General features: G+C 62.0%; 6 protein-coding genes. 2 read left to right on the top strand and 4 right to left on the bottom strand.

Annotated features, from left to right (window positions below; all coding sequences use genetic code 11):
- Positions 1-225 precede the first annotated feature (225 nt).
- Positions 226-942, bottom strand: a complete 717-nt coding sequence (gene rpiA / locus NZN28_RS13880; protein ID WP_295399142.1) for a ribose-5-phosphate isomerase RpiA — start codon at positions 940-942, stop codon at positions 226-228.
- 282 nt (positions 943-1,224) lie between these two features.
- Between rpiA and NZN28_RS13875 the strand changes: the two genes are divergently transcribed.
- Entirely contained in the window at positions 1,225-2,088 is an 864-nt protein-coding gene (locus NZN28_RS13875) for an SDR family oxidoreductase (RefSeq protein ID WP_295399140.1), read from the top strand.
- A gap of 36 nt (positions 2,089-2,124) precedes the next feature.
- Positions 2,125-2,439: an FUN14 domain-containing protein gene (locus tag NZN28_RS13870; protein ID WP_295399138.1), complete on the top strand. Its 315-nt coding sequence runs from the start codon at positions 2,125-2,127 to the stop codon at positions 2,437-2,439.
- On the opposite strand, the gene NZN28_RS13865 is transcribed toward NZN28_RS13870, so the two are convergent.
- From NZN28_RS13865 to NZN28_RS13855, 3 genes are read right to left on the bottom strand one after another with little or no spacing between them, the layout of a single operon-like run.
- Entirely contained in the window at positions 2,436-3,287 is an 852-nt protein-coding gene (locus NZN28_RS13865) for a hydroxymethylglutaryl-CoA lyase (protein WP_295399136.1), read from the bottom strand. The genes NZN28_RS13870 and NZN28_RS13865 overlap by 4 nt on opposite strands.
- Positions 3,284-3,634 (bottom strand): DUF5615 family PIN-like protein, encoded by a 351-nt coding sequence (locus NZN28_RS13860; RefSeq protein ID WP_295399134.1) that lies wholly within the window; start codon positions 3,632-3,634, stop codon positions 3,284-3,286. The genes NZN28_RS13865 and NZN28_RS13860 overlap by 4 nt, the downstream gene beginning before the upstream one ends.
- Positions 3,634-3,888 (bottom strand): DUF433 domain-containing protein, encoded by a 255-nt coding sequence (locus NZN28_RS13855; RefSeq protein ID WP_295399132.1) that lies wholly within the window; start codon positions 3,886-3,888, stop codon positions 3,634-3,636. Before NZN28_RS13855 ends, NZN28_RS13860 begins: the two co-directional genes overlap by 1 nt.
- Positions 3,889-4,307: the final 419 nt, after the last annotated feature.

Genomic DNA, 4,307 nt, shown 5'->3' with positions numbered 1-4,307 from the left:
CAACGCAGACAAGCGTGCCTCACCTCGGTGAGGCACGTCTCTTTGTCCCTTCTCGTTTTCGTGGGCGGCCACGTCTGAGAAGAGTGCGATAACGCGGAAGGTGGAAGTGGGCGATGGGTCTCCAACACCCGCCCCCTGAAGCCCTGCCTCCGACCTATCGGCTACTGCACTTTGCTAACCGTTCGAGTAGAGGTGGTTTGTCGCTGCCCAATGAATGCCTGGCGGCTATTTCGGTGGAGTGCCCAGGTACTCCAGACCCTCCGGCCCGGCCACAATGGCCGCAGTCGCCAGGCCCACAAAAAGCCCGGTCTCCACCACGCCTGGAATGCGTTTGAGTTCGGCCTCGAGCCCCCCCGGATCCAGAATGGGGCCAAAGTTAACGTCCACAATCAGGTTGCCCCCATCGCTGTGGAAAAACTCATCCCCATCCATGCGGAGGGTGGGCTTGCCCATGCGCTCCAACGCATGCAGGGTCGCCCGGTAGCCAAATCGCACAATCTCCACCGGCACCACCCCGCGCCCAAGCTGGGCCACTTTCTTGGTGTAATCGGCGATTACGATGAACTGCCGGGCACTGGCCTCTACAATCTTCTCCCGCAGCAAAGCCCCCCCCAGGCCCTTGATGAGGGTGAGGTCGGGAGCAATCTCGTCGGCGCCATCTATGGCCAGGTCAACCCCGCCCGGCCCCAGTTCACCAAGGGGAATTCCCAGCTCGTGGGCCAGCAGGGCTGTAGCCTCCGAGGTCGGCACCGCCAGCACGTTAGAAAGCTCCCCCTCCCGCAGCCGACGGCCCAGCTCCAAAACGGCATATCTGGCCGTGGAGCCGGTACCAAGCCCCACCACCATGCCCGGTTTTACGTATCGGACGGCCTCGAGGGCCGCTTGTTGTTTGTAGGCATCCAGGTTCATCAGACCCTTCACAGCGCTGTCTTCGAGGGACATAACCCCCTCAGCTTACTGAATTGGGCCGGAGGGTTGGTAGATTGCCTGTACTGCCAGCTTTGCTTGAACACTGTGCATACGATTAAAGCGGCGGGTCGAGGCAGGGGTTGGAGCCCGACCACCCACTTCCGTCCTGCGTTCCCCTGGACGTTGGTCTGGCAGGGCCTTGATTCCTGACCTCCGCCTTTACAGGCGTATAAAATACGCCCACGAAGGGGCTGTCTTTCGAGACTTTTCCCGAAGATGCGCCATTCGCGCCCCTCATGCGGGTTGTAAAGTGGCATGGACGGTGAAGATATGTTTGAACCAGGGCTTTTGAAGGACAAAGTGGTGCTGGTCACAGGCGGCGGTACGGGTCTGGGCCGCTCGATGAGCACACGTTTTCTGGAGCTGGGGGCCAGGGTCGCCATCACCAGCCGCCGGGCCGAGACCATTGCCCAGGCCGCCCAGGAGATGATGCAGCAAACCGGGGGCGAGGTCTTCACCACGCCCGTGGACGTGCGCGACCCCGAAGCGGTAAAAGCCATGGTGGACGCGGTAGAGGCCCATTTTGGCCGGGTAGATGTGCTGGTCAACAACGCCGCCGGCAACTTCATCTCCCCGACCGAGCGGCTTTCCTACCGGGCTTTTGACGCGGTATTGAACATCGTGCTGCACGGTACGGTGTACTGTACCCTCGAGGTCGGCAAACGCTGGATTGCCCGGGGACAGAAGGGCACCATGCTCAACATCGCCACCACCTACGCCCAATCCGGCTCGGGCTACGTGGTGCCCTCGGCCACGGCCAAGGCGGGCGTGGTTACCCTGACCAAGTCGCTGGCGGCAGAATGGGGCAAGTACGGCATCCGGCTCAACGCCATTGCGCCGGGGCCTTTCCCCACCGAAGGGGCCTGGACGCGCCTGATGCCCACCCCGGAGATTGCCCGGATGTTCGAGAAAAAAATTCCCCTGGGGCGGGTCGGCCAGCACATCGAGCTCGCCAACCTGGCTTCCTATCTCATCTCCGATTACGCTGGCTTCATCACCGGCGATGTAATCACCATTGACGGGGGCGAGACGGTCTGGAATGCTGGAGAGTTCAACGTGCTGGATGCGCTGACCAAGGAACAGTGGGACGCGCTCGAGGCCCTGCGCAAGAAAGCCTGACCAGGTCTTTTGGCCGGGGCATGGCACAATAGAAGGGTGGAAGTGATCCAACCTTACATCGGGCAGCTCACCTTTGGCGGGCTGGCCGGTTTTGCCGTAGGCTATGCCATCAAGACCGTAGGACGCTGGGTCGCCATTATCCTGGGCCTGATTTTTGTGGTGGTGCAGGTGCTGGCCTCGATGGGCTACATCAACGTGGACTGGACGCGCATTCAGCGCGATGTGGAGCCGCTGCTGCAACAAGAGCAAATCAAAAGCGCCTGGGACGCCCTGGTGCGGGTGCTCACCACCAACCTGCCCTTCGGGGGGGCCTTTGTGGCGGGGCTGCTGCTGGGGCTGCGGCGGGGTTAGGCATATTTTGTTCTGAGCAAAAGGGCCTGGCTGGAAAGTTCCGGCAGCCGCTCGAGGCCGACAACAGGACGGTATCCTTGCTGGGCCAGATAGGGCAGCACCTGCTCGGTGGCCAGATTGCCCACCAGCTCGTCGCCTGCAAAGGGGCAGCCGCCAATGCCGCCCAGCGCCCCCTCGAGCCAGCGCACCCCGGCCCGCAGGGCCACCTCGACCTTGGCCAGGGCATCCTCTGGACGGCTGTGCAGGTGGAGGCCCAGTTGCTCGTCCAGGCCCCCGGCCAAGGCCACGGCCTCGAGGGTCTGGGCAATGGTCTTTTCCGAGGCCACCCCGTAGGTATCGGCCAGCACAATGCCCGAAAGCCCCGGAAGCTGCCGCAGGCGCTCCACAAACCGCGCGGTCAGGCCCGGCTCCCAGGCGTCGCCATAGGGGTTGCCAAACGCCATCGAAAGATAAACCACAAAGCGCAAACCCCCAGCCTCGGCCACAAGTTGCTCCAGCACCGGCCAGGATTCTTCAATGCCCAGGTTGAGGTTTTTGCGCTGGAAGGTCTCCGAGATGGCAAAGGGGTAGCCCACCGCAGTCAGGTGGCGGGCCTGCCGGGCCCGCTCGAGGCCTTTTAGATTTCCGATGATGGCCAGATACTCCCGCCCCTCCGGCGGCGGCAGGGCGGCCAGCACCGCCTCGGCATCGGCGTGCTGGGGCACCCATTTGGGCGAGACCAGGCTGGTCAGGTCGAGGCTCTGGAAACCGGCCTCGAGCAGCCTCAGCAGGTAGCCCACCTTTTCCTCGGTGGGGATGAACCGGCCATACCCCTGCCAGGAATCCCTGGGGCACTCCACCCATTTCACAGTTCTTCACTATACCGAGCAATGCCCTCCGGCTGCACCACATACAGCTCGCCCCACAAAGGGTAGCCCCGGCTGAACACATCGCGCAGAATTTCGCGCATCAGCTCGGGGTCTATCACCCCCGGGCGCAGCACGATGCGCGGGAAGCTGAGGGGAAAGCGCAAAGGGTCGGAAAAGTCCAGGTCGAGCGTGACCAGCACGTAGTTGTGTTGCTCGGCATAGGCGTACAGAAAGGCATCGGAGCGCCCGGTGAGGCCCACCTCCCGCGCCGTGACCACCTCGTGCCCCTCGCCAATCAACCACCACAGCACCCGCTGCGGAATGTTTTCATCCAGCAAAATGCGCATTACTCCTCGTGCAGGGCAATCCACTCGTAGTTGGTGGCTCGAGCCCCGTACAGCAAAGCGGCCCGGATGTCCTGGCGGGTCAGTTCGGGCCACTGCACCAGCACCTCCTCGATGGACATCTGGGAGGCCAGGGCCTCCAGAACCATATGCACGCCGATGCGGGTTCCCTTGATGCGCGGGCGCCCTCGTAGAACCTCAGGATTAGAGCCGATGCGGGAGAGAAGTTCGCTGCGAACCTTAGCGCCCAATTTCATGGGAAACCTCCCCTGAAGCGGCTTCCTGGCCCGGGTCTAACCCTGCTTAGCCCGGCCCACAAAAGACGCTTAGCAGCCTGGCATTGACTTTGGAGCATAGGTCTGGCTGCATGCCTTAGCATAGCGCATCCACAGAGCCGTTCTGGGTCAAACTTGTTGACCGCCGCCGTTGAGCTTTGATACCTTCTCGATGGCCACTGCAGCAACGAAGAGGCAGGAAGCAGGGGTTTGGGGAAAGACCTCGAGACCCACCTGCGACCGTCCACCTTGAGGATAGAAGTGGCCTGAACACCTGAAGAGGGTATTACACCCTGCAAGAAGCCAAAACCACCCACCTTATTCGAGCAATCTTGCGCCGAGAAGGCAGGATTTGTCTGAAGGGCGAAATTGGTTCTCCTTGGTATTATGAGCCATTCGAG

It is taken from the genome of Meiothermus sp. (assembly GCF_025056915.1).
Taxonomy (GTDB): domain Bacteria; phylum Deinococcota; class Deinococci; order Deinococcales; family Thermaceae; genus Meiothermus.
Note: the sequence above shows the minus strand (reverse complement) of the source record. Positions and strands in the feature narration are given on the sequence as shown.

Coding starts and splice junctions, on each gene's coding strand:
- NZN28_RS13855 (WP_295399132.1), bottom strand. CDS start 3,888: ATGAAATTGGGCGCTAAGGTTCGCAGCGAACTTCTCTCCCGCATCGGC.
- NZN28_RS13860 (WP_295399134.1), bottom strand. CDS start 3,634: ATGCGCATTTTGCTGGATGAAAACATTCCGCAGCGGGTGCTGTGGTGG.
- rpiA (WP_295399142.1), bottom strand. CDS start 942: ATGTCCCTCGAAGACAGCGCTGTGAAGGGTCTGATGAACCTGGATGCC.
- NZN28_RS13875 (WP_295399140.1), top strand. CDS start 1,225: ATGGACGGTGAAGATATGTTTGAACCAGGGCTTTTGAAGGACAAAGTG.